General features: G+C 43.1%; 7 protein-coding genes. 4 read left to right on the forward strand and 3 right to left on the reverse strand.

Features of this window, described 5'->3' with window-relative positions; genetic code table 11:
- Positions 1-543: tetratricopeptide repeat-containing protein (locus AC4II3_RS05570; RefSeq protein ID WP_490722783.1), on the reverse strand; the 543-nt coding region annotated here is incomplete at its 3' end.
- A gap of 52 nt (positions 544-595) precedes the next feature.
- On the opposite strand from AC4II3_RS05570, the gene AC4II3_RS05575 reads away from it, so the two are divergent.
- Positions 596-1,330, forward strand: coding sequence for a 5'-methylthioadenosine/S-adenosylhomocysteine nucleosidase family protein (locus AC4II3_RS05575; RefSeq protein WP_488008382.1), 735 nt, complete (start codon positions 596-598; stop codon positions 1,328-1,330).
- 201 nt (positions 1,331-1,531) lie between these two features.
- Positions 1,532-2,647, forward strand: a complete 1,116-nt coding sequence (locus tag AC4II3_RS05580) for a SpoIID/LytB domain-containing protein (protein WP_488008380.1) — start codon at positions 1,532-1,534, stop codon at positions 2,645-2,647.
- Between the two features lie 7 nt (positions 2,648-2,654).
- Here AC4II3_RS05580 and AC4II3_RS05585 read toward each other — a convergent pair whose 3' ends face one another.
- The gene (locus tag AC4II3_RS05585; RefSeq protein WP_488029347.1) at positions 2,655-2,822 is read right to left on the reverse strand and encodes a hypothetical protein; all 168 of its coding nucleotides are present in this window, start codon (positions 2,820-2,822) and stop codon (positions 2,655-2,657) included.
- Positions 2,823-2,863: 41 nt separating this feature from the next.
- Between AC4II3_RS05585 and AC4II3_RS05590 the strand changes: the two genes are divergently transcribed.
- The gene (locus tag AC4II3_RS05590) at positions 2,864-3,862 is read left to right on the forward strand and encodes an endonuclease/exonuclease/phosphatase family protein (RefSeq protein WP_488008378.1); all 999 of its coding nucleotides are present in this window, start codon (positions 2,864-2,866) and stop codon (positions 3,860-3,862) included.
- Positions 3,863-3,978: 116 nt separating this feature from the next.
- Positions 3,979-4,050: an IS1/IS1595 family N-terminal zinc-binding domain-containing protein gene (locus AC4II3_RS05595; protein ID WP_488008398.1), complete on the forward strand. Its 72-nt coding sequence runs from the start codon at positions 3,979-3,981 to the stop codon at positions 4,048-4,050.
- A gap of 412 nt (positions 4,051-4,462) precedes the next feature.
- Here the strand turns inward: AC4II3_RS05595 and AC4II3_RS05600 are convergent.
- Positions 4,463-4,652: FG-GAP repeat domain-containing protein (locus AC4II3_RS05600; protein WP_490722784.1), on the reverse strand; the 190-nt coding region annotated here is incomplete at its 5' end.

A 4,652-nucleotide genomic window follows, 5' to 3' on the forward strand; every position in this document is an offset into this window, starting at 1 on the left:
CAGATTATTGAGGCTGGTTGCCACAGAAGGATGTTCGTTCCCCAGCAACCGTCTCCTCATCTCCAACGCTTCGGTATACAAGGGTTCTGCCTGTTGGGACCTTCCCATTAATTGGTAGAGTAACCCCAGATTATTGAGGCTGGTTGCCACAGAAGGATGTTCGTTCCCCAGCAACCGTCTCAACATCTCCAAGGCTTGGGTTAACAAGGGTTCAGCCTGTTGGTACCTTCCCATGGATTGGTAGAGTAACCCCAGATTATTGAGGCTATTTGCCACATCTGCGTGTTCTTCCCCGAGCACTTGCTGTCGAATTATCAAAGCTTCCTGGGCGAGGGGAATCGCTTCGGAGTATTTCCCTTGCTCATTCAGTTCCCATGCCTGTTTAGTCAGTTGCTCAGCTTTGGTTAGTTGTGCTTGTGCTGATTCCTGTTGTTGGGCAATGGTAGTTTGTCCCACTGTGGGCTGGGGCGTAATTAGTCCTATTGAGATCAAACTAACTAGAGCTGTTGCCCAAATTGTTGGCCTTTTTGATGTATTTAACATGTAAGCACCTACACAGAAATTAATTACCTATTCCTGTTCCCTTTCCTAAATTATGAACCTTTCCCAACTAACTATTCCGGTCACGATCATTCTTGTTCCCCAAGGAGCAGAATATCAAGCAATTTGTCGAGGAATCAACCAGATTACTAGTCGTCCATTACCTCTGATTCTATCTATTCCGATAGGAGCAGAGCCTGTAACTCAGTATCTAGAAACATGGTTACAAACACCAACAAATTTCCCCAAGCACTCCCCACCTAAAGTACTGGTAATGGGATTGTGTGGCAGCTTATCTCCTAACTATTCCGTTGGTGATATTGTTGTGTATAACGATTGTGTTGCTATCGACCGAAACCAAGATAGACCTCAACCACTGGTGCAACAGTGCTGCAGCCAACTGACTAGCTTAGTTCAGCAGCAACTGGGCAACAAGGCTAATTTAGTCAGGGGATTGAGTAGCGATCGCATAATTTGGTCGAGCTCAGAAAAGCGTCAACTTGGTCAGAGCTACCAAGCTGATGTAGTGGATATGGAAGGATTTGCTACCCTATCGGTACTTAATGCCAAAGGATTTGCTGTAGCAATGGTAAGAGTGATTAGTGATGATAGCTACTACGATAATATGCCAGACCTCACCCCAGCCATTAGTGCTGATGGGTCACTGAAACCCTTCCCCTTAGCCATGGGTATGCTAAAGCAACCAATAGCAGCTACCAGACTAATTCGAGGTTCCCTACGAGGCTTGAAAGTATTACAGCAACTAAGTATGAGACTTTTTTCTTTATAAAATTAAATCAAGGATTAGCTGTTTGACCCGGTAAGTGGAACGGGCATCTTGCCCGTGGGTGGTCAACAACAGAAGTCTGAGCGGAACAACTGAGAGTAAGATGGAATCGCTGTTAATCAGGACAAGAAGATTCCTCTTCGTATAACTAATCAGTAACTAGTGAATATGGCATCAAAAGGCTTTCCCATCTTTATTGTAACTATGCTCAAGTCAATCATTGTTCTAGGAGGGCGTCATTGGTGGCTCTCTTTTTTATTGTGGATGGTTCTCATTGCACCAGTTCAGGCAGCGGTAGAACTGCGGATAGCGGTTGAGCAAGGTGTCAAACAGGTAACCTTGGGGAGTTCCACCACAGCCATTGTCCGAGATGGGACAGGTCAAGCGGTGGGAGACTTAAACGCCATGGCGGGTATGACTGCGGAAACTAACGGTAGTGGAATTAAGTTAGGTCAGTGGCAAGGGAAATCCCTCTGGATTGAACCGAAAGACAATGGTTATGTTTGGATAGGCGATCGCTGGTACCGGGGACGCACTCGACTGGTTAGTTCTGACAATAAGTTAACAGCAGTCAACCATGTTGATTTAGAACACTATCTCTATAGTGTGATTGGCGCAGAAATGAGCCCTAGTTGGCCGATAGAAGCCTTGAAAGCCCAAGCAGTAGCAGCTCGTTCTTATGTGCTCCATCAGCGGAGCAAATCCAAGAGCGATATCTACGATATAGGGGATACCCAGCGTTGGCAAGTTTACAAAGGTCTAAATAGCGAAACAGTAACCACCCATCAAGCGGTTAATTCCACAGCTGGACAGATAATGACTCATGGTAATAAAGTGATTCTGGCTGTTTTCCATGCTGCCTCTGGAGGACATACAGAAAATGTAGAGGATATTTGGTGGAGTGAACCCATTCCTTACCTACAGGGTGTACCTGATTACGATCAGGGCACACCAGTCTACCAGTGGACAAAAAGCTTTTCTGCTAGTCAACTGAGCCAGAAGATTCGTGGTGTTGGTAATATTATCGCCATGACCCCAGTGGAAAGGACACCCCGAGGCAGGGTGATCACTCTTAAAGTAGAAGGCAGTAGCAATACAAAGACGATTAAGGGTAAGGAATTACGCAAAATCCTAGGTCTGAAAAGTCGGCTGTTTACGGTGTCTCAAACCGAAAATGGTTTCCAATTCAACGGTCGTGGTTATGGTCACGGATTGGGGTTAAGTCAGTGGGGAGCCTACAACTTATCCCGTCGGGGATTGAATTACCTACAAATTTTGAGTCACTATTACTCTAGTGCTCAACTATCCCAGATTGATTGATATGGCGCTACGCGCAAGGCAATAGGCAATAGGCAATAGGCAATAGGCAATAGGGAGTAGGGAGTAGCGATGCAGCGCCGCCAAAGGGGGTTTCCCCCATGAGCGACTGCATCAAGACGGGAGTAGATAACTTCAGATCACGAAACTTCTGAGTTCCCTGTTCCCTACAATCCACAACTTTCGTAACTCACCCTATTTAAAACTGCTATCTACTTTATGACTACATCAATAGATAATCCATTGCTTAAGATATTAAACAACTGGATTTTATCGTTATTCATAATCTTAACTATTGTTGTTACCTTACTCTCCGTAACTAGCTATTTTTTTAGAGATAATATCTACTTAGAATTCACGACTCATTTTAAACATCAATATCTGGGATTAGGGCTGTTACCATTAATTTATTTTGCCCTAACTCGCCGCAAACGTTGGTTGATAGTCACATTATTGTGCTTATTGATTAACTTGACAGAAATCTTTCCTTGGTATATCCCTAAACTAAGCTTTGGCGCTTCTGGTGAACCCATGGGTCTGTTTCTGTTCAATGTCTCGTTTTCCAATAGACGGTATGATGATGCTATTGCCCTAGTCAAAGAAGAAAAGCCCACCATTGCTGCTTTTTTAGAAGCCAAAGACCCTTGGCCGGAACAATTAGAAGAGTTAAGGGATATTTTACCCTATACTATAAGTATTCCAGAACTTAATATCGAAGTATACAGTCGTGTACCATTACAAGAATCAGAAATTCTGGAACACGGAAAATCTCGTGGTTTAGTCAAATTAGATTTAAGCATTGCTGGAGCAGACGCTTCAGTAATTGTTACTCACTCCTATCCACAATTTTATTTTTGGAAGCAAGGGGATTTGGGAGAGCAAGGTTGGCAGTGGCGCAATCAAGATTTAGAAGAGGAGATTGGGGATTATATAAGACAAATTGAAAAACCAGTGGTGCTAATTGGTGATTTAAACGTTACGATGTGGTCACCCTACTATAAACGTCTAATCCAACGTTCGGGATTGCGTGACGCTCGTGCTGGGTTTGGGATTCTACCAACCCTATCACAATTTTCACCAGCAAACCCTTGGTTAGCGATTCCTGTAGACCACTGTTTAATCAGTCGAGATATTAAGGTTATCAAAATGAGAACTGGCCGTGATATTGGTTCGGCTCATCTTCCAGTAATTACTGATATATTAATTCCTGTATCTTGAAATTATTAGCTATATAGCAATTATTATGGCGTTGCTGATCCAAAGAATGCTTTTATAAAAAAAACATGAAATGCCCGAAATGTCATAGCAACAAAAATTATAAATAGGCTCATCAAATCGAAAAACAAAGATATAAATGTAAAGAATGTGGACGACAATTTATAGAATCAAAAGGTGAACGTGGTTAGGATGAAAAAACGCGCCTCGATCTGCATAAAAGCCATGCAGCGCTGTCTTGGGGAGGCAGCGCCGCCAAAGGGGGTTACCCCCATGAGCGACTGCCGTGATTTACCCCATTAGGGACTGCCGTTCCACGGAGCTTACAAGGTACGGACGCAGGTTACGCACACAGACCCAAAACTATGACAACTACCGTGATTTACCCCACTCGCGCTTTGCATCAAGACAATTTTATGGCAGGGCAAACGCATCTAAATTATATAAGTCTTACTAAGAAAAGATTTAAAACTTAATAAGCCAAAATACTTATCTTGTCAATTTCATATCCAGTAGGCATTTTAAAATTAAGATGCGTTTACCCTGAATTTTCTGGTTAAACCATTTCGCTATTCAGCAACGCCACTTTTTTAGCACTACCAACTAACTTTTTCCATCACCATTAAAATCACCTACCCAGGTGTAGCCTGCCTTACCCCATTGAAAAGCTCGTACATCCCAAGTTTGGTGATCAAATTTACTACCTGTTGAGAGATGCATGTAAACGTTACCTTTTTTGGCAGAGGCAATATCACTTTTTCCATCACCATTAAAATCAGCTACCCAGGTGTAG

The sequence above is a fragment of the Moorena sp. genome (assembly GCF_982860115.1).

What these genes read in the sequence shown, in the direction of transcription:
- AC4II3_RS05575 (WP_488008382.1), top strand. Translation starts at nt 596, where the DNA reads ATGAACCTTTCCCAACTAACTATTCCGGTCACGATCATTCTTGTTCCC.
- AC4II3_RS05580 (WP_488008380.1), top strand. Translation starts at nt 1,532, where the DNA reads ATGCTCAAGTCAATCATTGTTCTAGGAGGGCGTCATTGGTGGCTCTCT.
- AC4II3_RS05590 (WP_488008378.1), top strand. Translation starts at nt 2,864, where the DNA reads ATGACTACATCAATAGATAATCCATTGCTTAAGATATTAAACAACTGG.